22 protein-coding genes are annotated in these 20,553 nt (G+C 60.3%); 12 read left to right on the forward strand and 10 right to left on the reverse strand.

The genetic code is table 11. From position 1 onward, the window contains the following. Positions 1 to 61: 61 nt before the first annotated feature. Positions 62 to 730: a heme exporter protein CcmB gene (gene ccmB, locus BLU48_RS16600; RefSeq protein WP_057014556.1), complete on the reverse strand. Its 669-nt coding sequence runs from the start codon at positions 728 to 730 to the stop codon at positions 62 to 64. Continuing rightward, positions 727 to 1,362, reverse strand: a complete 636-nt coding sequence (gene ccmA, locus BLU48_RS16605; protein WP_057014557.1) for a cytochrome c biogenesis heme-transporting ATPase CcmA — start codon at positions 1,360 to 1,362, stop codon at positions 727 to 729. Before ccmA ends, ccmB begins: the two co-directional genes overlap by 4 nt. A gap of 200 nt (positions 1,363 to 1,562) precedes the next feature. Here ccmA and fliK point away from each other — a divergent pair, with 200 nt between their 5' ends. Together fliK and BLU48_RS16615 are read left to right on the forward strand one after the other, a co-directional pair. Then, complete coding sequence (gene fliK / locus BLU48_RS16610; RefSeq protein WP_057022204.1) at positions 1,563 to 3,140, forward strand: flagellar hook-length control protein FliK; 1,578 nt, start codon at positions 1,563 to 1,565, stop codon at positions 3,138 to 3,140. After that, positions 3,137 to 3,466, forward strand: a complete 330-nt coding sequence (locus BLU48_RS16615) for an EscU/YscU/HrcU family type III secretion system export apparatus switch protein (protein WP_057022203.1) — start codon at positions 3,137 to 3,139, stop codon at positions 3,464 to 3,466. The genes fliK and BLU48_RS16615 overlap by 4 nt, the downstream gene beginning before the upstream one ends. A 146-nt stretch (positions 3,467 to 3,612) precedes the next feature. Here the strand turns inward: BLU48_RS16615 and BLU48_RS16620 are convergent, their stop codons facing one another. Beyond that, positions 3,613 to 4,839, reverse strand: coding sequence for a molybdopterin molybdotransferase MoeA (locus tag BLU48_RS16620; protein ID WP_057022202.1), 1,227 nt, complete (start codon positions 4,837 to 4,839; stop codon positions 3,613 to 3,615). After that, complete coding sequence (gene moaB / locus BLU48_RS16625; RefSeq protein WP_043050439.1) at positions 4,823 to 5,362, reverse strand: molybdenum cofactor biosynthesis protein B; 540 nt, start codon at positions 5,360 to 5,362, stop codon at positions 4,823 to 4,825. Before moaB ends, BLU48_RS16620 begins: the two co-directional genes overlap by 17 nt. 76 nt (positions 5,363 to 5,438) lie before the next feature. Between moaB and mobA the strand changes: the two genes are divergently transcribed. Next, on the forward strand, positions 5,439 to 6,041 hold the full coding sequence (mobA, locus tag BLU48_RS16630) for a molybdenum cofactor guanylyltransferase MobA (protein ID WP_057022201.1): 603 nt from the start codon (positions 5,439 to 5,441) through the stop codon (positions 6,039 to 6,041). Between the two features lie 79 nt (positions 6,042 to 6,120). Further along, positions 6,121 to 6,342 (forward strand): YgdI/YgdR family lipoprotein, encoded by a 222-nt coding sequence (locus BLU48_RS16635; RefSeq protein WP_005786486.1) that lies wholly within the window; start codon positions 6,121 to 6,123, stop codon positions 6,340 to 6,342. 54 nt (positions 6,343 to 6,396) lie between these two features. Here the strand turns inward: BLU48_RS16635 and BLU48_RS16640 are convergent, their stop codons facing one another. The 3 genes from BLU48_RS16640 to BLU48_RS16650 form a co-directional block, all read right to left on the reverse strand. Next, on the reverse strand, positions 6,397 to 7,287 hold the full coding sequence (locus tag BLU48_RS16640; protein ID WP_057022200.1) for a pseudouridine synthase: 891 nt from the start codon (positions 7,285 to 7,287) through the stop codon (positions 6,397 to 6,399). A gap of 69 nt (positions 7,288 to 7,356) precedes the next feature. Then, positions 7,357 to 7,692 carry a hypothetical protein gene (locus tag BLU48_RS16645; RefSeq protein ID WP_057014562.1) on the reverse strand — a complete coding sequence of 112 codons (336 nt, stop codon included), beginning with the start codon at positions 7,690 to 7,692 and terminating at the stop codon, positions 7,357 to 7,359. 74 nt (positions 7,693 to 7,766) lie between these two features. Further along, complete coding sequence (locus tag BLU48_RS16650; protein WP_057022199.1) at positions 7,767 to 8,003, reverse strand: glutaredoxin family protein; 237 nt, start codon at positions 8,001 to 8,003, stop codon at positions 7,767 to 7,769. A 154-nt stretch (positions 8,004 to 8,157) separates the two neighbouring features. Between BLU48_RS16650 and BLU48_RS16655 the strand changes: the two genes are divergently transcribed. Then, positions 8,158 to 9,894, forward strand: coding sequence for a cation:proton antiporter (locus BLU48_RS16655; RefSeq protein WP_057022198.1), 1,737 nt, complete (start codon positions 8,158 to 8,160; stop codon positions 9,892 to 9,894). On the opposite strand, the gene BLU48_RS16660 is transcribed toward BLU48_RS16655, so the two are convergent. After that, positions 9,881 to 11,089 (reverse strand): ammonium transporter, encoded by a 1,209-nt coding sequence (locus BLU48_RS16660; RefSeq protein ID WP_057022197.1) that lies wholly within the window; start codon positions 11,087 to 11,089, stop codon positions 9,881 to 9,883. The two genes, BLU48_RS16655 and BLU48_RS16660, sit on opposite strands and share 14 nt — an antisense overlap. 344 nt (positions 11,090 to 11,433) lie before the next feature. Here BLU48_RS16660 and BLU48_RS16665 point away from each other — a divergent pair, with 344 nt between their 5' ends. From BLU48_RS16665 to BLU48_RS16695, 7 genes are all read left to right on the forward strand, one after another. Beyond that, on the forward strand, positions 11,434 to 11,748 hold the full coding sequence (locus tag BLU48_RS16665) for an ElaB/YgaM/YqjD family protein (RefSeq protein ID WP_005786475.1): 315 nt from the start codon (positions 11,434 to 11,436) through the stop codon (positions 11,746 to 11,748). Between the two features lie 5 nt (positions 11,749 to 11,753). Continuing rightward, positions 11,754 to 12,158, forward strand: a complete 405-nt coding sequence (locus BLU48_RS16670; RefSeq protein ID WP_043050447.1) for a phage holin family protein — start codon at positions 11,754 to 11,756, stop codon at positions 12,156 to 12,158. Next, positions 12,155 to 12,496, forward strand: a complete 342-nt coding sequence (locus BLU48_RS16675) for a hypothetical protein (RefSeq protein WP_057022196.1) — start codon at positions 12,155 to 12,157, stop codon at positions 12,494 to 12,496. The genes BLU48_RS16670 and BLU48_RS16675 overlap by 4 nt, the downstream gene beginning before the upstream one ends. 165 nt (positions 12,497 to 12,661) lie before the next feature. After that, positions 12,662 to 13,993: a deoxyguanosinetriphosphate triphosphohydrolase gene (locus tag BLU48_RS16680; RefSeq protein ID WP_046071610.1), complete on the forward strand. Its 1,332-nt coding sequence runs from the start codon at positions 12,662 to 12,664 to the stop codon at positions 13,991 to 13,993. A gap of 165 nt (positions 13,994 to 14,158) precedes the next feature. Next, the gene (locus BLU48_RS16685; RefSeq protein ID WP_057022245.1) at positions 14,159 to 14,551 is read left to right on the forward strand and encodes a response regulator; all 393 of its coding nucleotides are present in this window, start codon (positions 14,159 to 14,161) and stop codon (positions 14,549 to 14,551) included. A gap of 257 nt (positions 14,552 to 14,808) precedes the next feature. After that, the gene (locus BLU48_RS16690; RefSeq protein ID WP_057022195.1) at positions 14,809 to 15,435 is read left to right on the forward strand and encodes a response regulator transcription factor; all 627 of its coding nucleotides are present in this window, start codon (positions 14,809 to 14,811) and stop codon (positions 15,433 to 15,435) included. Positions 15,436 to 15,443: 8 nt separating this feature from the next. Further along, positions 15,444 to 19,079 (forward strand): transporter substrate-binding domain-containing protein, encoded by a 3,636-nt coding sequence (locus BLU48_RS16695; RefSeq protein ID WP_057022194.1) that lies wholly within the window; start codon positions 15,444 to 15,446, stop codon positions 19,077 to 19,079. Between the two features lie 66 nt (positions 19,080 to 19,145). On the opposite strand, the gene BLU48_RS16700 is transcribed toward BLU48_RS16695, so the two are convergent. Together BLU48_RS16700 and BLU48_RS16705 are read right to left on the reverse strand one after the other, a co-directional pair. Next, positions 19,146 to 19,628: a GAF domain-containing protein gene (locus BLU48_RS16700; RefSeq protein WP_046071607.1), complete on the reverse strand. Its 483-nt coding sequence runs from the start codon at positions 19,626 to 19,628 to the stop codon at positions 19,146 to 19,148. Beyond that, positions 19,625 to 20,515 (reverse strand): ATP-binding protein, encoded by an 891-nt coding sequence (locus tag BLU48_RS16705; RefSeq protein ID WP_043050454.1) that lies wholly within the window; start codon positions 20,513 to 20,515, stop codon positions 19,625 to 19,627. Before BLU48_RS16705 ends, BLU48_RS16700 begins: the two co-directional genes overlap by 4 nt. Positions 20,516 to 20,553 lie beyond the last annotated feature (38 nt).

Below are 20,553 nucleotides of genomic sequence, written 5' to 3' on the forward strand. Positions count from 1 at the left end.
TCGTGGCGAGAAGCTCAGGGTCTTTACTGACTCAACGTCATCAACGCCGGGTCAGACCTCATTATTCACCGACGCTGATTTTCAGGCCGGCAGCTATAGCAAAGGGTGTCAGGGTTACCGCCAGGGCAGTCAGGCTACCGAGCCATAAGAGGTAACCGGTCGCCGGCATGCCCATCAGCGCGGCTTGCAAAGCGCCGCTGCCGAGGATCAATACCGGGATGTACAAAGGCAGAATCAGCAGGGCCAGCAACAGACCACCGCGCTTCAAGCCAACGGTCAGCGCTGCCCCTACGGCTCCCAACAGGCTCAGGGCCGGCGTGCCAAGCAACAAGGATAGAAGCAACACTGGCAGGCACTCGCTGGGCAACCCTAGCATCATCGCCAGCAAGGGTGAGAGCAGCACCAGCGCCAGGCCGGAAAAAGCCCAGTGTGCCAGTACCTTGGCCAGTACCAGAAGTGGCAAGGGGTGCGACGAAAGGACCCACTGCTCCAGGGAACCATCTTCGAAATCACTGCGAAACAGCCCGTCCAGCGAGAGCAGGACCGATAAAAGCGCCGCTACCCACACCAGTCCTGGGGACAAGGTTTGCAACAGTTTAGTCTCCGGGCCGACCGCCAGCGGGAACAGCGCGATCACAATCGCAAAGAACACCAACGGGTTGGCCAGCTCGGCCGGGCGACGACACAGCAGCCGCGCTTCACGCGCGACCAACAGGGCAAACACACTCATGCCGACCACCGCCCGAGGTCCAACTCGCGAAAACCCGCGGGCAGGCGCGTCAGGGTGTGGTGGGTGGTCAGTACCACCAGGCCGCCTTTCTCGCAGTGCTGGGCCAGGTGCTCTTCGAGTTGGGCCACGCCCTGTTTGTCGAGGGCGGTAAAGGGTTCATCGAGAATCCACAGCGGCGGACCGGGCAGGTACAAACGCGCCAGGGCCACGCGGCGCTGCTGGCCGGCGGAGAGGGTGTGGCAGGGAACGTCTTCGAAACCCTTGAGGCCCACCGAGGCCAGGGCCTGCCAGATCGCGTCGCGGGAAGCGGGGTGATGCAGGGCGCTGAGCCAACTGAGATTTTCTTCAGCGGTGAGCACGTCCTTGATACCGGCGGCGTGGCCGATCCAGATCAGGTTGCGCGCCAGTTCGGTACGTTGTTCGTGCAAGGGCTTGCCGTTGAGTCGTATATCACCTGCCGTGGGCTGCATCAAACCGGCCAGCAGGCGCAGCAGGCTGGTCTTGCCGCTGCCATTAGGCCCACTGATTTGCACCATGTCGCCCCCCGCCAGCCGCAGCTCGAGTTGCTCGAACAACAGGCGCAGGTCGCGTTCACAGGCAAGCGCTACGGCTTCAAGAAGAGGGCTGGTCAAGAGATCGCGGGCCTTTACGGTTCAAGTCGGCGGTGCAGCGGCCGTTATAGAGAAATGCACAATAACGGCTTTGGCGACCGATTTTAGAGAGCTGGATCAAATAGTTGTGAGGTTTTACCGCTCTCTATTGCAGACGGGCGGCATTATACATGCGATGCCCTACTCTAAAGAGGGCAATTTCCCCAGAGACGACGTGCACGATGACCGGCGAGATCAACCTACCTCCACTGCCTCCAGCCCCAGCGCCCAAGCCTGCCCCCCTGCCTGCGGCTGGCGAGCTGCTCAGGCTGCTGGAGCCACAGTCCGGCTTGATCGGCCCAGGGAAAACCGTGAACGCCGAGGTCATAGCGCTGAAGCAAGGCAGCGAAGCCTTTCAGTTGTTGCTTAAGTTGACCCTAGAAGGCGGTCGCCAGACTCTGGTCCAGGCCAGCAGCGCCCAGCCCTTGCCGTTGGGCAGCAATGTCGCGGTGAGCCAGACGCCTGCGGGCAACCTGGCCATCACCTTGCAGCAAGCCATGAGCGCCAATGTCGCCGCCCTGACCCGCCTCGATACCTCGCAAATGCCGGTGGGCACGTTGCTGCAAGCCAAAGTGCTGACCACGCAAATGCTGCCCCAGGGCACGGCGCAGCCGGCGATCTATCGCTCGCTGGTGAGCGTGCTCAATAACGCCCTGGCCGGTGCCACCCTGACGCTGGAAAGTCCTCAACCCCTGCGGGTTGGCAGCTTGCTCAGCGCCATGGTGCAGAACGCGCAAACCCTGAGCTTCGTGCCATTGAGCGGCTTGAAGGACCAACTGGCCGTGGCGCAACAGCTTGCCACCCAGCAAAGTCGCCAAGGCTCGCTGGATGCCGTGTTCACCGCCTTGCAAAACCTGCCCCGTGGCGCCAGCACCTCCGCCGACCTGCGAGCCGCTGCCGAGCGTTTATTGGCGGCGTTGCCCGACCTGGCGCAAGTCAGCAACCCCAAGGTGCTGGCGCAGGTGATCCAGAACAGCGGTGCTTTCCTGGAAGCCAAGCTGCTCGCCGGGCAAAACCCGCAAATCCCCCCGCTGGATATGAAAGGCGCGCTGTTGCGCCTGGTCGCGGACCTGCTGCCCACCCTGCCCGCCACCACCAACCTGAATGCCATCCTCGCCGCCAATACCCTGGCCCAGGTGTTGCCACATTTTGTCCGCAGCCCGTTGAACACCCTCGGCCAGGTCGGTGCCCGGCAGATACCGGCAAGCTTCCCGCTGCCCGAGCGGCTCATGGCCAAACTCGAAGGTGAAGGCGACCTGGAGAACCTGCTGCGCCTGGCCGCCGGCGCGATCTCCCGCTTGCAGAGCCATCAGCTGTCGAGCCTGGAACAGACCGGCACTACCGCCGACGGTCGCCTGCAAACCACCTGGCAGCTGGAAATTCCCATGCGTACCTTGCAAGACATCGTGCCGTTGCAGGTCAAGTTTCAGCGCGAGGAGCCGGCGCCGGACAAGGACCAACCTGAGCGCAAGGACAAGAAGGACCCGAAACAGATGCTCTGGCGCGTCGAACTGGCCTTCGACATGGAGCCGCTGGGGCCGCTGCAAGTCCAGGCGCAATTGACCCAGGGCAAACTGTCCAGCCAGTTGTGGGCCAGCCGCCCGTTCACGGCCAGCCTGATCGAAAGCCACTTGGGCAGCCTGCGCGAACGCCTGGTGTCCTCGGGGCTCAACGTCGGCGACCTGGATTGCCACCTGGGCACCCCGCCACGCGGCCCCAAAACCGGACTGGAACAACGCTGGGTGGATGAAACCGCATGAAGAACGCCGCCCCGCCCCGCCAGGCCATTGCCCTCAAGTACGACGGCCAACAGGCCCCCACGCTGACCGCCAAGGGCGATGACGCCCTGGCCGAAGCCATCCTCAAGCTGGCCCGGGAAAACGAAGTACCCATCTATGAAAACGCCGAGCTGGTGAAGCTGCTGGCGCGCATGGAACTGGGGGACAGCATTCCAGAAGAGCTGTACCGCACGATTGCCGAGATCATTGCGTTTGCGTGGACATTGAAGGGCAAGTTCCCGGCTGGATACGACCCGGATGCGGGGCCGGTGGAACGGGATATCACTGAGCGTGGCGACGATTACTGAGGAGCCACAGGCATATACAAATCCAAGTGTGGGAGGGGGCTTGCTCCCGATTGCGGTGTGTCAGTCACATTATTTCAACTGATAGACCGCTATCGGGAGCAAGCCCCCTCCCACATTTGGAGCCGGCCATATTTTTTGATCTGTGGTCAGTTCAGGACTTCGTTCAGGGGGATGAAATTGACTTGGTCACCGATATCCAGCGTCGTGCCTTCCATCACCTCCACAAACCCTTCAGCCCACGCCGCACTGCGCAGCACGCCGGAACTCTGGTTGTGGTAGATGACCGCCTTGCCCTGCTCGATACGCCCACGCAGGTATTCACGACGGTTACCCGGCTTGGGCCAGGCGAACCCTGCCGGTACTTCGAAACGCAGCGGCTGCACCTGCGCCACACCTTGGCGGCGTAGCAGATAGGGGCGCGCCAACAGCGCAAAGGTCACCAGGGTCGAGGCCGGATTGCCCGGCAGGCCGATCACCGGCACGCCACGAAAATGCCCGAAGGTCAGCGGCTTGCCTGGCTTGATCGCCAGCTTCCACAGTGCAAGCTCGCCGTCTTCACGCAGGGCAATACCGAGGAAGTCTGCTTCGCCTACCGACACACCGCCGGTGGACAGGATCAGGTCGACGCCGCCCAGGCCCGCCAGGCGCGTGCGGGTCTGTTCCAGATCATCCGGCAGGATCCCGGCATCGATCACTTCACAGCCCATGCGTGTCAGCCAACTGCACAGGACGCGGCGGTTGCTGTTGTAGATCTGCCCCGGGCCCAGCGGCAACCCCGGCTCGATCAGCTCATCGCCGGTCGACAGTACGGCCACGCGCACGCGGCGCACCACGTCGAGACAATCGCACCCCAGGGACGCGGCCAGGCCCAGCTCGATGGGCCCCAGTCGGGTACCGGCGGTGAGCACGCATTCACCGACCGTGGTTTCCTGGCCTTGGGGGCGGATGTTGTCGCCCACTTGCAGCGGCTCGGTAAAACTGACGCGCTGGTCGGCATGCACCACGGCGTTTTCCTGCATTTGCACGCAGTCCGCGCCCAGGGGTACCGGCGCGCCGGTAAAGATGCGGGCGCAGGTGCCGGGCGCCAACGGCTCGGGCGCATTGCCGGCGAAAATGCGTTGGCTCACCACCAGCGGTTCGCCGGTCCAATCCGCCAGGCGCACGGCGTAGCCGTCCATGGCGCTGTTGGGCCAGGGCGGCAGGTCAAGTGTGGAGATCAGGTCCTGGGCCAAGACCCGGCCGTCGCACTCAGCCAGGGGCAGGGCTTGCTGCTCGCGAATCGGTGCGGCTTCGGCCATGGCCAGCAGACGCTGCAAGGCGTCTTCCACCGGCATCAGTGCGCCGACCTTGCCCGGCTTACCCACGGGATTCACAGGGTTCAGCCTGTTTCAGATGCGGGACGAAGTTGCACGGGCGGTGACGGCTATCCAGTTGCTCGGCGAGGATGCCGTCCCAACCGGTGCGCACGGCGTTGGTGGAACCCGGCAGGCAGCACACCAGGGTGCCATTGGCCAGGCCGGCCAGCGCGCGGGATTGCACGGTGGAAGTGCCGATATCGGCCACGGATATCTGGCGGAACAGCTCGCCAAAGCCGTCGACCTGTTTGTCGAGCAGGCAACTCACGGCTTCGGGGGTGCTGTCGCGGCCGGTAAAACCGGTACCGCCGGTAATCAGCACCACTTGCACAACATCTTCGGCTATCCAGTGGGCAACCTGGGCGCGGATCTTGTAGAGGTCGTCCTTGAGCAGTACGCGCTCGGCCAGGTGGTGGCCGGCGGCAGTCAGGCGGTCGACGAACACCTGGCCGGAGGTGTCGGTGTCCAGGGTGCGGGTGTCGCTGACGGTCAATACAGCAATATTCAGGGGTACGAAGGGCGCATCGGCCTTGGCTTTCATGGCACGGTCCGGTTGTCGAAGGAACAGCCCGATGTTATATCACAGGCCCCCATTTACGTGCCGCTGCGGAACCACCATGTCTGTTGAATCTTCACCCCTGCCCTGTTCGATCCTGCTGTTGGCCGGTGGTCGCGGCCAACGCATGGGCGGCCAGGACAAAGGGCTGCTGCAATGGCTGGGCGAACCCTTGATTGCCCACCTGCAACGGCTGGCCCGGCCGCTCACCGATGACCTGATCATCTCGTGCAATCGCAACCATGAACGCTATGCGCCTTATGCCGATCAATTGGTGAGCGATGAAAACCTGGACTTTCCCGGCCCCCTTGCCGGTATCCGCGCCGGACTGCTCGCGGCACGCCATGAGCATCTGCTGATCCTGCCGTGCGATGTACCGCAGATCGATGAGCGACTGCTCGCCGACTTGCGTGAGATCGCCCAACGCAATCGGCAGCTGCCGGTGATGGTGCGCCAGGGCGAGTTCTGGGAACCCTTGCTGTGCATCATCCCGACCAGCCTGAAAAACCAAGTGGAACAGGCCTGGCAAGCGGGTGAGCGCAGCCCGCGCAAGATCTTGCTGGAACTGGGTGGCGTGGCCCTGCAATGCCCGGCCGATGACCCGCGCCTTGCCAACCTTAATACGCCCGAGCTGTTGCACCCACGGGCTGGCGTGTCAGAATGAGCCTTGCACAAGGAACTTTGCCGACGTCCCATACGTCACAAGGTCAGCAATTTAAAAGTATTCTCTCGGAGACAAACTCATGACTCAACGGACCATCGCCGCTCTCATGCTTGCACTGGGCCTCGCCACCCTCGCCGGTTGCGCTTCGCCAACAGTGATCACCCTGAATGACGGTCGCGAAATCCAGGCCGTCGACACCCCGAAATTTGACGAAGATTCGGGCTTCTACGAATTCCAACAGCTTGACGGCAAGCGCACCCGCATCAACAAAGATCAGGTTCGCACCGTTAAAGACCTGTAAGCCACAACGCTTGCACACAAGGCCCGCCTCGCGCGGGCCTTGTTGTTCCTGGGGTTACCAGTCGAGGATGATCTGGCTGCGGAAACTGCGTTCTTCACCGCTTAACGGATCGATAAAGCGCACGCCTTGGGCCAGCAGTTTCAGGGGGTTGGCGTAGTCATCCTCGGCATCCTTGATCACCTCGGGGTAGAACGGGTCATTGCAGATACTCGCGCCGAGCGCGGTCATGTGCACGCGCAGCTGGTGCTTCTTGCCAGTCACCGGGAACAGGCCGTAGCGCCATAAGTGGCCGTTTTTCTCTCGCACTTGCACAGCCGTTTCGGTGTTACTGGCGCCCAGCCCTTCCTGCATACGAAAGAACGGCTCGCCATCCACCAGCCGGCTTTTGTGCACCAACGGAAAGCTGAGGTTCGGCAAGGCTGGGGCGATGGCTTCGTAGAATTTATCGATACGCCGCGTGGGAAACAGTTGCTGATACGCCGAGCGGCTTTGCGGGTTGGCCGAGAACAGCACCAGCCCCGCCGTATGCCGGTCGATACGGTGCAGGGGCACCAGCGCGGGGTTGTCCAGGCGCCGGATCAGGCGACGCAGCAGCGTCTGCTCAACGTACTCGCCAGCAGGCGTAACCGGCAGGAAATGCGGTTTGTCCGCCACCACCAGGTGTTCATCGGCGTACAGGATGCTCTCCTGTACCGGGATCACTTTCTCGTTGGGCACTTCGCGAAAATAATAGATGCACAGGCCTTCCTTGTAGGCCAGGTCCAGCCTGATCGGGCTGCCATTGATATCCAGTACCCTGCCCCGCGCAATCCGGTCCAGCCATTGCTCGCGGCCGATGGCCGGGAAGTGCTCGCACAGGCAATCGAGCACCGTCGCCCAAGGACCAGGTGGCAGGTACAACGTACTGGCTTGGTGCTGGGAAGGGGAAAAACCGGAAGTGGACATGCAGATGCTCGAAGCCTGGGAAACAGGCGGGCATTATCCCGCATGGCGCGCGATTGCCTAGGGCCTATCTCAGGCCTTGGCCAATTGCGCCCGCAGGACCGGCGACGCGCTCGCGGCCTCGGTGAACTCCTTGAGCCAGCGCAATACGTCCACTGCTTCCCAACGGCCTGGATCATACAGCGCGTAAAGCAAGCCCTGGTAACCCACCACATCCAGCTGCTTGTGATAACCGGCTCGCTGGAACAGTGCCTCGATTTCCGCAAAACAGGTGTTGAAATGCACTTTGTTAAACGGCGTCTTGCCTTCCGTGACCAGGCCATCGAGGCGCAGCTCCTTTACCGCGTCACGCACGACATCGGCAGACATGCGATTGACGCTGCTTTTCAGTTGTTCAACATTCACCACGGGCGTTCCCTCTATTCAATCGCTGTACGAATATACAGTAACGTAATATTGGGAAACCCGCCATCGCATAAATTTCAGCGCAGGAAGGCGACCACTTGGTCAGCGTCGAATGGCCAATCCAGTTCCGCCCCGGTGTCGATCCGCCGCAGTACCGGGATCCTTAGGCCGTAGGCTTCGGTCAGGTCTTCTGGATCGGTGATATCGATCAATTCAACCATCAGACCGTGGTCGACCAACGGCATGAGGACATCTTCCGCAAGTTCACAAAGATGGCAACCCAGGGTGCCGAACAGCTGGCATTCAGGAGGCATGACGAAAGAACCCGGTCAGAAAAACAAGTGATCATTCTAAACCCGCTCGCCCCATGAAATCCCATTGCCGACAAAACACCTGACCCAGGTCACCATGGCCTATAACTGATTCAGCGATTCTCGCGGCTTTTTTGCCCGCTCACCTGCAACGGAGATGCTTGTGTTTGCCAACCTGCTGATCATTCTGGCCTCATCCCTGGTGGTGATTGCGCTGTTTCGCCGGCTGCAACTGCCGCCCGTGCTGGGCTACCTGTGCGTGGGCCTGGCGGTGGGTCCGACTGCTTTGGACTGGGTGAACGACAACGAGGACCTGCCGGATCTGGCCGAGATGGGCGTGGTGTTCCTGCTGTTTTCCCTGGGGCTGGAGTTTTCCCTGTCGAAAATGTTTGCGCTGCGCCGCGTGGTGTTTGGCCTGGGCAGTTTGCAGGTGCTGGGCTGCGGGGCGCTGCTGGGTGGCCTACTGATGGGCTTTGGCCTGGCGCCGGGCATCGCGCTGTTGCTGGGGGCAGGGTTGGCGTTGTCGTCCACGGCCATCGTCAGCAAGGAATTGACCAGCCTCGGTGAGATCTTCAGCAGCCATGGCCAGAATGCGATTGGCGTGCTGCTGTTCCAGGACGTGGTGGCGGTATTGCTGCTGACGCTGGTGCCAGTGTTTGCCGGCAGCAGTGACCAAGCCTGGTACTGGGCGCTGCCGCTGACCCTGGGCAAGACTGTGGTGTTGTTCGTGGGCCTGTTATTCGCCAGCCGCTGGTTGCTGCCGCGGTTGTTTCGTGAAGTCGCGGCGTCCCATTCGGCGGAGTTGTTTGTATTGCTGGCGCTGGTGATTGTGTTGCTCACGGCCTGGCTCACCCATCTGCTCGGCCTGTCCCCTGCCCTTGGGGCTTTCCTGGCCGGCATGTTGCTGGGTGAAAGTCATTATCGTCACCAGATCGAAGCGGATATCCGACCGTTCAGAGACATTCTGCTGGGGCTGTTTTTTGTCAGCATCGGCATGTTGATCGACCTGCAGTTGTTCATCAGCCATAGCCTGTTGATCCTCGGCCTGACCCTCACGCTGATGCTGGTCAAAGGTTGCGTAGTCGCCACACTGGTCAAGCTGCGCGGCAGCGACACTGAGACCGCCTGGCGCAGCGGCCTGGCCCTGGCCCAGGGTGGCGAGTTCTGTTTTGCGTTGATGGCGCAGATGCAACAGAGCCGGCTGATTCCAGATCAATTCAACGGGCTGCTGCTGGCCGCCACGTTCTGTTCGATGCTGTTGACGCCATTGCTGTTGCGCGCCGCGCCGGCCATTGCCCTGCGCCTGCACCGCAAGCCCAACCAGCAGGTGCAACTGGAGCAGATCACCGCGCTCAATGCGCAACTGCACGGGCATGTGGTGATTTGTGGGTATGGTCGGGTGGGCCAATCCATCGCGCGATTTTTGCGCCGCGAACACCAGGCGTTTATCGCCCTGGATGACGACCCCGCACGCGTACACGAAGCCGCCACCGAGGACAGCAGCGTGCATTACGGCGACTGCCGCCGTGGCGCCTTGCTCAGTGCCGTCGGCCTGGAGCGGGCGCGGTTGGTGGTGATCGCCGTAGACAACAGCGATGTCGCCCTGCTGGTGCTCAAGGAAGCGCGGCGGATCAACCCTGAGGTGCCGATCCTGGTGCGCACTCGCGATGACAGCCAGTTGGCTGAGCTCAAGGCCGCCGGTGCCAGTGAGGTGGTGCCTGAGCTGCTGGAATCAAGCCTGATGCTCGCCTCCCACGCGCTGATCCTGCTGGGCCTGCCGGACCAACAGGTACAGGCGCGGGTCGATGAGGTGCGGCACAACCACTATCGCCTGTTGCACGGATTCGATCCGCAGCCCCGCACGGACGAAGAGGCGCCAATCAATCCTGACTGACTGCGCCAATCTTGTGGATCGACAGGTCGGCACCGTAATACTCTTCTTCCTTGCTCAGGCGCAGGCCGTGCATGCGCTTGATCGCGCCGTACACGAGCAAGCCGCCGCCAAAGGCCACCACCACGCCAAGGCCGGTGCCAATCAACTGGCTGATCAGGCTCACGCCGCCCAGCCCACCCAGGGCGGTCTGCCCGAATACGCCGCAGGCGATACCGCCCCACACCCCACATAAGCCGTGCAAGGGCCATACACCCAGCACGTCATCGATCTTCCAACGATCCTGGGCAGCGATAAAACACCACACAAACAACCCTCCGGCAATGGCCCCCGTGACCAGCGCGCCCACCGGGTGCATCAGGTCGGAACCGGCGCAGATCGCCACCAGCCCGGCCAATGGGCCGTTGTGCAGGAAGCCCGGATCGTTACGCCCAATCACCAGCGCGGCAACGGTGCCGCCGACCATGGCCATCAACGAATTGACCGCCACCAGGCCACTGACCCCATCCAGGGTTTGCGCACTCATCACGTTAAAGCCAAACCAACCCACGATCAGGATCCACGACCCCAGCGCCAGGAAGGGGATGCTCGACGGCGCAAACGCCACCAGGCGTCCTTCGCGATAACGCCCGTTGCGCGGGCCCAGCAGCAACACGGCTGCCAGCGCCAGCCAACCGCCCATGGCGTGTACCACCACGGAACCGGCAAAGTCATGGAAGCCAGCACCAAAGGTTACGAGCAGCCAGGCTTGCAGGCCGAAGTTGCCGTTCCACACCATGCCTTCGAAAAAGGGGTAGACAAACGCCACGATCAGCGCGGTGGCGCACAGCTGCGGAGCAAACTTTGCTCGCTCGGCAATGCCGCCGGAAATGATGGCCGGGATGGCCGCAGCGAAGGTCAGCAGGAAGAAAAACTTCACCAGGCCGTAGCCATGATCGGCACTGATCACGGCTGCTGGATGCATGAAGTTCACGCCATAGGAGATCCAATAGCCTATAAAGAAATAGGCCAGGGTTGAGATCGCGAAGTCGCTGAGAATTTTCGACAAGGCATTGACCTGGTTCTTCTGGCGCACCGTGCCGACTTCCAGGAAGGCAAAACCGGCGTGCATGGCCAAGACCATGACCGCACCAATCAGGATGAACAGGGTGTTGGAGCTATGGACAAGGGTGTCCACCGCACTTTGCAAATTTTCCATGGAGGTTGGCAGGCCTTCATCAAGGCAAAAAGCACCAAAGCGGTTCAAGCCAGGGTTTTGCGCACTAAATTGGCACCGGCGACCCCGCCCTTGTTAAGAGGGCGTGAACCGCTTTAGCGCAGCGATCAACACACAGGCCGTTGCCGACAGGGTTTTTCCGCGGGGTTGAGTGATTTAGGGTAAGGTTTTTCAAGGCTTGCGCCACGACCGCCCGGATTCAGCGCAGGCCCCAGGGCCTGCGCACCAAGGCAAAGCAAAAGCTGTACCACACAATTGCACTGAACCTTCGGCGAACCCCGCGACTCGAAACCACACGTACAGATCAGCCACACACGGAGACAACCATGGCCGGTAAAACAGCAAAGACTGCTCAAGAGATACTGATGGCGGATTTTCAAACCCTGGTCAGTGATACCGAAAGGTTGCTGGACGACACCGCTGTGCTGGCCGGTGACCAGGCCGATGAGCTGCGCACCAAGATCCATGAGAGCCTCCTCAAGGCCCGCGAGACCCTGCAGTTGACCGAAGATTCGCTGCGTGAGCGCGGTCAGGCGGCGATCACTGCCACTGAAGACTACGTACAAGCCAACCCATGGCAGTCCGTCGGTATCGCTGCCGGCGTGGGCTTTTTGATCGGTTTGCTGGCTACAAGGCGCTAAATATCATGTCTATCGGCGAATCCAGCTCATCAACGAGCGCACACTCTTCAGGAACCAGTTCCACCTCCCGACGCCTGGGCGCTGCTGTGCTGGGCTTGCTGCACAGCCATGTGGAATTGTTCGGCATCGAATTGCAGGAGCAAAAGGCCCGCACCGTCAGCCTGTTGCTGTTTGCCGGGCTGGCGCTGGTGTTTGCCCTGCTCTTGCTGGTGGGGCTATCGACGCTGGTAATGATCCTTGTATGGGACACCGGCTACCGACTGACCGGGATCATTTGTCTCTGCGTGTTCTACAGCCTGGCCGCCGCGTTCTGCGGGGTGCGTTTGAAAGCGGCGGTGTTCGATGAGTCCACGCCCTTCCACGCCACTCTTGAAGAACTGGCCAATGACCGGGAGCGCCTGCTGCCATGAGCATGACTGAGATCCCGCAAAACACCTCCCGCCGGGAAATGCGCAAGGCGCTGATCCGCCTGCGCATGGAAATGCACCGCCAGGAAATCCGCCATGAGTCCCAGCAACTGATGGCGCCCCTGCAAAAAATGCGCAATATGCGCCACAACTGGCAGGACAGCCTGGGCATCAAGCACGCGCCACTGTGGGGCGTAGCGGCGGTGACGCTGATGGGCTTCTTTACCGGCAAGGGCGCCAAAGGTGGCAGCATCAGCAGCGTGACGCGCCTGATACGGCTAGGTGCCGGGTTGATCCCGCTGATCAAACTGGCCATGCAAGGCGCTTCGCGCAAAAACTGACCTGTGTGAGTCAAAGACCGTAATGACCGGATATGTCCTGGTCATTGCGGTTCTTTGCGCTGCCTGTTAATTGATATCGACACTGCCGACCGTTGGATTCGCTTGCCCCAGCGAGGCCGAACCGGGAAGCTGGACCTGTCATTCACCGTACGGAGAGTACCCGCCTTGGATTGGCCCACCCTGCTGACCCGCGAACGCCTTGGAAAACCCCTGCACAGCCCGGAAGAACTGGGACGCAGCCCCTTTCACAAAGACCATGATCGCATCATCTTTTCCGGTGCATTCCGGCGCCTGGGGCGCAAGACACAAGTGCACCCGGTATCGAGCAACGACCATATCCACACGCGCCTGACTCACTCGCTGGAAGTCAGTTGCGTCGGGCGCTCCCTCGGCATGCGCGTGGGCGAAACCCTGCGCAGCGCCCTGCCCGACTGGTGCGACCCGAGCGACTTGGGCATGGTGGTGCAATCGGCCTGCCTGGCCCATGACATCGGCAACCCGCCGTTCGGACACTCCGGCGAAGACGCCATTCGCCACTGGTTCCAGCAGGCCGCCGGGCGCGGCTGGCTGGATGACATGACCAGCGCCGAACGCAATGACTTCCTCAACTTCGAGGGCAATGCCCAGGGGTTTCGGGTGCTGACCCAGCTTGAATACCATCAGTTCGACGGCGGCACGCGGCTGACCTATGCCACCTTGGGGACTTATCTCAAATACCCCTGGACTGCCCGCCACGCCGACTCACTGGGTTACAAGAAACACAAGTTCGGCTGTTACCAGAGCGAGCTGCCGATTCTTGAACAGATCGCCCACAAGCTCGGCCTGCCCCAACTGGAGGAGCAACGCTGGGCCCGTCACCCCCTCGTTTACCTGATGGAGGCCGCCGACGACATCTGCTACGCGCTGATTGACCTGGAAGACGGCCTGGAAATGGAGCTGCTGCAGTACGCCGAGGTCGAGTCGCTACTGCTGGACCTGGTCGGCGATGACCTGCCACAAACCTATCGGCAGTTGGGCCCGCTTGACTCGCGGCGCCGCAAACTGGCGATCCTGCGTGGCAAGGCCATCGAACACCTGACCAACGCGGCAGCAAGGGCGTTTGTCGAACAGCAGGACGCTCTGCTCGCTGGCACACTGCCTGGCGACCTGGTCGAGCACATGCACGGCCCGGCAAAACGCTGCGTACTGGATGCCAAGGACATGGCGCGCAAGAAAATCTTCCAGGATAAACGCAAGACGCTGCATGAAATCGGCGCCTACACTACCCTGGAAATCCTGCTGAACGCATTCTGCGGTGCGGCCCTGGAACAACATGGCGGACGCACCCCATCGTTCAAGAACAGGCGCATTCTCGATTTACTGGGCAATAGCGCGCCGGACCCGGCCTGGCCATTACATGCCTCGTTCCTGCGGATGATCGATTTCATCGCCGGCATGACCGACAGCTACGCCACAGAGATGGCGCGGGAAATGACCGGGCGCTCCAGCCCTCAGTAACAACTCGACCACGCATCCTGTTCCCTGAAGAGAATCGCCCTACGACGGGAACAGAGCGGCCTGATCGAATTCGTACATACACCCGAAGAATAATCACGCACGCTCTTAACGGACCAGCCGAGCAATTCCTCCCCCCATCGACGCTTGACTCACTGTGTGTTCTCTATGCCCAGATACCCTCTTCGTATTCTTTTGGTGGAGGATCACCCCTTTCAGCTCCTGGCCACCCAATGCCTGCTCAAAAGCTTCGGTTTCGACCAACTGACGCCCGTGGAAAATGCCGAGCAGGCCATACGTTTGATGAGCCAGTCCGAATACCCCTTCGATCTGATGCTATGTGACCAATGCCTGCCTGACTTGCCCGGGCTTGAACTGGTAGAAATCGCCAGCCGCCAGCGCTTTATAACCAGTGCGATTCTGTTGAGCGGGTTACCCCCGGCGGAACTGATTAATCTGAAGAAACAAGCCTTGCAACGAAATCTGCCACTCCTTGGTTACTTATCAAAACCATTGAACAAAGATCAACTTGAACAGTTGATTGCCTCGATTTTCACTTAACGAATGTAGGAAATTAAACATTTCCGCTAGAGAAAACCGACGTGAGGCTAGTCGCAAATACCAAGGCGCCATTACATGACGCAATCATGCCCAAAATACTTACATACACCTCCATCACACCTAGCAACTTGTAGGTGCATGCCTTTTCTAGCGTAGGAACTTTCCTGTTTTGCTTCTACCGCCCTAAGGCTTCATGCTGCAACCTCGCCTTCTGAGCTAATGTGCCCGCTTTATTTGCACCTGCATGGAATGTGATTATGAACTCTGTCTTTATTATCGATGACCACCCGGTTATACGACTCGCCATTCGAATGTTGCTGGAACACGAGGGTTACAAAGTCGTTGGCGAAACAGATAACGGGTGCGATGCCATACAGATGGTGCGTGAATGCCTTCCAGACCTGGTGATTCTCGACATCAGCATTCCCAAGCTTGATGGCCTTGAAGTCCTCTGCCGCTTCAACGCGATGAACACATCGATGAAGACGCTGGTGCTGACGGCCCAGTGCCCTACGCTCTTTGCGACGCGATGCATGCGTTCGGGCGCCGAGGGGTATGTGTGCAAGGAGGGGGACCTGAGCGAGTTGCTCAGCGCCATTCGTGCAGTGCTGTCGGGCTATAACTACTTTCCCAGCCAGGCGCTGAATAGTCCCGGCGCCGAAGGTATGGACGCTCAGGAGCTGGAACTGTTCAAAACAGTCAACGACCGCGAACTGATGGTGCTGCAACTGTTTGCACAAGGCCGTACCAACAAGGAAATAGCCAAGGGTATGTTTCTCAGCAATAAAACTGTCAGTACTTATAAAAAGAGGTTAATGCAGAAACTCAAGGCCAAATCCTTGGTAGAACTCATCGAGATGGCAAAACGAAACGCGCTAGTGTGAGAAAGCGGATGCCCAGCCGTATAAAGGACTATCTGATTATATTGAGTGCCGGTTTGTGCTTCAGCACCACTGTGCTTGCGGAGCACCAAACCAGCCCGGAACACTTCACCCTCCTGAGTCGTGCCGGAGCCATTCAACTAGGCACTCATTTTGACAAGGCTCAGCGCCAGTGGCTGCAGAACAAACGTGAACTGGTGCTGGGTACCTCCGCACCTGACTACCCGCCCTTCGACCTCACGTCCAGCGGTCATGATTACGAAGGCCTCACCGCTGATTACGCCGGATTGCTGGCCAAGGCGCTCTCCTTGCCAATCAAGGTCATGCGCTACCCGTCCCGCAAGGATGCCATTCGAGCCCTGGAGGCCGGGGAAATAGATTTGTTGGGCTCCTCCAACGGCTTTGAGGCCGCGACCCCCAATCTCATCCTGTCTGAACCCTACGCCGTGGACCAGCCTGTACTGGTCACCCGCGAGGGAGAAACCAGAAGTCTGAACGAAGGCCTGGAAGGGCTCCGCTTGAGCCTTGTCTACCATTACCTGCCCCTCAACGAAGTAGAAAAGCTGTACCCCAATGCGGTCATCCGCGCCTATCCGTCTTATCAGAATGCCTTGAATGCAGTGGCGTTCGACCAGGCGGATGTGTTTCTCGGCGACACCATTTCCACCCATTACATGATCAACAAGGGCTATCTCAAAAATATCCGCATGGCCAACTTCGGCAAGCATGAAGCTTATGGTTTCAGCTTTGCTACGCGCCAAGACAATCGGATCCTCCTGAGCATTGTCGACTCAGTCCTGGCAGCCGTGCCCGTCAACGAACGGGATAGCATCGCCAAACGCTGGAGCGCCGGCAGCGATATCCTGCTGACCGATAAGAAACTGCAACTGACCCAGCGTGAAGAGCGCTGGCTCAAAGAGCATCCTGTTGTGAAGGTGATCGTGAACGAAACCTTCGCGCCACTCACCTTCTTTGACGCGGACGGCAATTTTCGCGGGATTACCGCCGACCTCCTGGAGCTGATACGCCTGCGAACCGGCCTGCGCTTCTCGATCGAGCGCGGACGTGACGTCAATGCAATGATCGAGCAAGTCACCAGCCAGAAAGTCGATATGATCGGCGCTATCGTCCCGAGCAACGAAAGAGACTCGCAGCTCAATTTCAGCCGCCCTTACCTGGAAAATTCCTACGTATTGCTGACACGCAAAGAGCCAGGGGCGCCCTCGAATATGGAGCAAATGGCCGGCAAGCGCCTGGCGATAACCCAAGGCAATCCCTTGGCCGCGAGCTTGAGCACGGACTTCCCGCAGATTCACCTGGTGGAAACCAGCGATACGTTCCGTGCGTCGGAATTACTCGCCCAGGGGCAAGTGGACGGTGCCGTGAACACTCTGGTCATCGCCAACTACTTCCTGTCTTCCCAGGTTTTCCAGGACAGGCTGCAAATCAGCGCCAGCATCGGCACGGTCCCCGCCACATTCACCCTGGCCACATCGCGCCAAGCCACGGAATTGAGTTCAATCCTCGACAAGGCGCTGCTCAGCATCGCCCCGGATGAAATGGGCGTGATCAACAGCCGCTGGCGTGGCTACACCGCCGCATCCGACAGCTACTGGCGCAACTACCACCAACTGATAGCGCGGATCATCATCGGCACCGGGCTTCTGCTGTTGATCTCCTTGACCTGGAACGCCTACATGCGCCGCCAGATCAAGCACCGCAAAATGGCCGAGCGCGCACTCAATGATCAGTTCGAATTCATGCGCGCACTGGTCAATGAGACGCCACACCCGATCTACGTGCGCGACCGCAATGGCCTGCTGCAGACCTGCAACGACAGCTACCTGCAGGTGTTCGATGTCAAGCGCGAAGACGTGATCGGCAAAAGCGTGACCCAGATGAGCATGGCCCTGGAGTCGGAGGCGGCCCAATACCATGCGGACTATCAGCGCGTGGTGGCCGAGGGGAACCCGCTGATCCTGGACCGCAGCCTGCATATCCATCAGAAGAAACTGACCATCTACCACTGGATCCTGCCCTACCGGGACTCCACCGGCGAGGTCCAGGGCATCATCGGCGGCTGGATCGATATCAGTGACCGGCGCCAGTTATTCGATGAGCTACGCGCCGCCAAGGAACGCGCCGACGAGGCCAATCGCGCCAAAAGTACGTTCCTTGCCACCATGAGCCACGAGATCCGCACGCCAATGAATGCGGTGATCGGCATGCTCGAACTGACACTCAAGCGCGCCGACCAAGGGCACCTTGATCGCCCGGCGATTGAAGTGGCATACAACTCGGCCAAGGACCTGCTGGAATTGATCGGCGATATCCTCGATATCGCGCGTATTGAGTCCGGCCGTCTCAGCCTGGCCCCGGAACGCGTCAACCTGCGAGAGGTGATCGAGTCGGTCGTGCGCGTCTTCGACGGCCTTGCGCGTCAGAAAACCCTGAGCCTGTTGCTGGAGTTCAAGCCCGACCTCAATGACATCGAGGTGCTGATAGACCCCCTGCGCTTCAAGCAAGTGCTCTCGAACCTCGTGAGCAACGCGATCAAGTTCACCGAACACGGGCAGGTGAAAATCAAAGTAGAGATACAGCCTACCCAGGCGCCGGAGCAGATCGAGTTGAAGCTCGTCGTGGAGGACACCGGCATCGGCATCAACAGGGAAGACCAGTTGCGCCTGTTCGAACCCTTTGCCCAAGCCGACAACTCTGGGCACCTGGCCAGGAGCGGTGCGGGGTTGGGATTGGTCATCTGCCGCAGCCTGTGCGAAATGATGGGCGGTCAATTAAGCCTCAGTAGCGTGCCCCTGGTAGGCACCCAAGTGCACGTCAACCTCAGGATGCCGCGCCTGAGCCCGGTCCAGGCGCTGGGAGAGCACACGCCTGAGACGCCGGCCCGCACACCCGTGCTGAACGTGCTGGTGGTCGACGACCATCCGGCGAACCGCCTGCTGATGTGCCAGCAACTGGGCTACCTGGGCCATCAATTCACCGCCGCCGAGCACGGCGCAGCCGGATTTCAGGCCTGGCGCCAGGAACGTTTCGACCTGGTGATCGCCGACTGCAACATGCCCATCATGAATGGCTACGAGCTGAGCCGTTCAATCCGCGAATACGAGCAACGGGAACAATTACCTGCCTGTGTGGTGCTGGGCTTTACTGCCAATGCCCAGCCGGAGGAAAGGCTACGGTGCGTGCAGGCCGGCATGGATGACTGCCTGTTCAAACCCATCAGCCTGACCGTGCTGGAGCGGCAGTTGGCGCAGATCGCCCCTCAACCGGCAAGCACACGACTGGACCTGGGGTGCCTGGAGGCCCTGACCGGCGGCGACCCGCAACTGAGTCGACGCTTGCTGGAAGAGCTGTTGAGCAGCAGCCGTCAAGACCGCCAGGCACTCATGGACCTGCTGAGCGGTAAAGCCTCGCTGGCGGACATCATTGAGCAGGCCCACAAAATCAAGGGAGCTGCTCGTATCGTTCAAGCCACTTCGCTGGCCGGGCAATGCGAAGCACTGGAACAAGCCTGCTCGCGCAATGAGCATTGGGCCGCGATCGAAACCGGTATCAAGGCCCTGGAAAAACTCATGCTGGAACTGGAGAGGAACCTGCAAATTCAACTGGATGACCTGGATAGTCTGTAAGCGCCTGAACGCTGTAGGAGCGAGCAAACTCTCGCGCCTACAGAAGACGGCATCAGCTCGCTTGTCTCAGCAATCGGTCAACCGCAGGAAGATGGCTGCCAGTTGTTCAATCCCCACTTGGTCCTGAGGTGTAAAACGGCCCAGCAACGGGCTGTCGAGGTCGAGGACGCCGACCAGTTGACCGTCCTTGACCAACGGCACCACCAATTCGCTGTTGGAAGCGCTGTCACAGGCGATATGCCCCGGGAAAGCATGCACATCCTCCACGCGCTGGGTTTGCCGTGATGCCGCCGCCGCGCCACACACCCCGCGTCCGAAGGGAATCCGCACACAGGCGATCTGCCCCTGGAATGGCCCAAGCACCAGTTCGTCATTGCGATTGAGGTAGAAGCCTGCCCAATTCAAGTCATCCAACTGATTGAACAGAAACGCGGAAAACTGCGCACTGTTGGCGATAAAGTCCCGCTCATCGGCGAGCAACGACTCAAGCTGCGCGCACAGCATGGCATAACCATCAAGGCCGGTACCGGCCTGTTGTAAATCGATCATGGTTGACGCTCCAGCAATTTAAGACCCACCCAGTAACGGGCGAACTGATAGGCACAGCGGCCATTGCGGTTGCCGCGGCCGGTAGCCCAGCGCACCGCCAGCACATCGAGTTGTTCGTCGCGCTGCCACTGCAAGCCAGCCTTGCCGGCCAACTCGCCGATCCAATGTTCCACCACATCCAGGAAGTGCTCCTGGGTGAAGGGGTAGAACGATAGCCACAAGCCAAAACGGTCCGACAAGGCAATCTTGTCTTCTACCGCCTCACTCGGGTGCAGCTCGCCATCCACGCGTTTCCAATTGTCATTGTCGCTCTGGTTTTCCGGCACCAGGTGGCGACGGTTGGACGTGGCGTACAGCAGCACGTTTTCCGGCGCCTGTTCGAGGGAGCCGTCCAACACGCTCTTGAGCACACGGTAGTCGCCTTCACCGGCTTCGAACGACAGGTCATCGCAAAACAAAATGAAGCGCTGTGGTAGTTTGACCAGTTGCTCGACCACCCGTGGCAGGTCGGCCAGGTGGTCGCGCTCGATTTCGATCAAACGCAAGCCCGCCTTGGCATGCTGGGCGAGCAAGGCGCGGACCATGGAGGATTTTCCGGTGCCGCGCGACCCCCACAGCAGCGCATGATTGGCAGGCAAGCCATCGAGGAACTGCTGGGTATTACGCGCCAGTTGTTCACGTTGCTTGTCGACGCCGATCAGGTCCGACAGGCGCATGTCCAGGCTCACTTGCAGCGGCAACAGAAAGCCACTGCGCCCTTCGCGCTGCCAACGGGCGGCCAGGCACTGGTCCCAGTCGATGGCCTCGCGCAGGGCGGGCAACAAGGGTTCCAGGCGCGCGAGTACCGCATCGGCCCGCTCAAGGAAGGCATTCAATCGAGAATCCATGACTATTCCTCTGGCAAGTTCTTGTAAAAGATGGCGTA

It is taken from the genome of Pseudomonas synxantha (assembly GCF_900105675.1).
Lineage (GTDB): Bacteria > Pseudomonadota > Gammaproteobacteria > Pseudomonadales > Pseudomonadaceae > Aquipseudomonas > Aquipseudomonas synxantha.